The sequence below is a fragment of the Bartonella vinsonii subsp. arupensis OK-94-513 genome, from assembly GCF_000278235.1.
Taxonomy (GTDB): domain Bacteria; phylum Pseudomonadota; class Alphaproteobacteria; order Rhizobiales; family Rhizobiaceae; genus Bartonella; species Bartonella arupensis.
This window is the reverse complement of record NZ_JH725037.1, coordinates 961,397-961,944: the sequence shown is the minus strand read 5'-3', so window position 1 is coordinate 961,944 and position 548 is coordinate 961,397. Positions and strand designations below refer to the sequence as shown.

Genomic DNA, 548 nt, shown 5'->3' with positions numbered 1-548 from the left:
TCTGCCAATTCAAACAACTGGTGTTCAATGGTTTCAATTTGCTGTGACGGTGTGAAATCTACAGGCGCATCAAAAGCTGTATTAACGACTTCATTGCCAAGGTTAATTAAAGAGCGTCTAATGAAAAGATCATAAATAACCCGCCCATAATCTTTAGCATTAATGATTGTCACGGCTTCCTTTGCTAATCGCACAATGTAATTGAATACAGTGATGTCCCCAATTTTTTCTTCAGTTGAAAAAAAGGATTTAATAGTAATTGGATTTGCTACTTTTCCCTTTTGAATAACTTGCAACACAGTATCAAAGATCTTTTGGTGCAACGGTTCAAAAAAATGATTTGGTTTCAAAAAATCAGAGACGCAATCAAGAGCATCATTATTAATGAGAATTGCCCCTATCAAAGCCTGTTCTGCCTCAATATTGTGAGGAAGTTGACGAAAAGAAGCGGGTTCGTTTGTTTCTAAATGAATGGAATTAACAGCGCTTGTTATAGTCATAATGTTTTCAACTAATGTAAAATAAAATCATTATAACTCACTGAATCT

Annotated in this window: 1 protein-coding gene; it reads right to left on the bottom strand. The window is 34.7% G+C overall.

Annotated features, from left to right (window positions below):
- Positions 1 to 500, bottom strand: a 500-nt coding sequence (locus ME1_RS08410; protein ID WP_004863693.1) for a DnaB-like helicase N-terminal domain-containing protein, incomplete at its 3' end; no start/stop codon positions are given.
- Between the last annotated feature and the right edge of the window lie 48 nt (positions 501 to 548).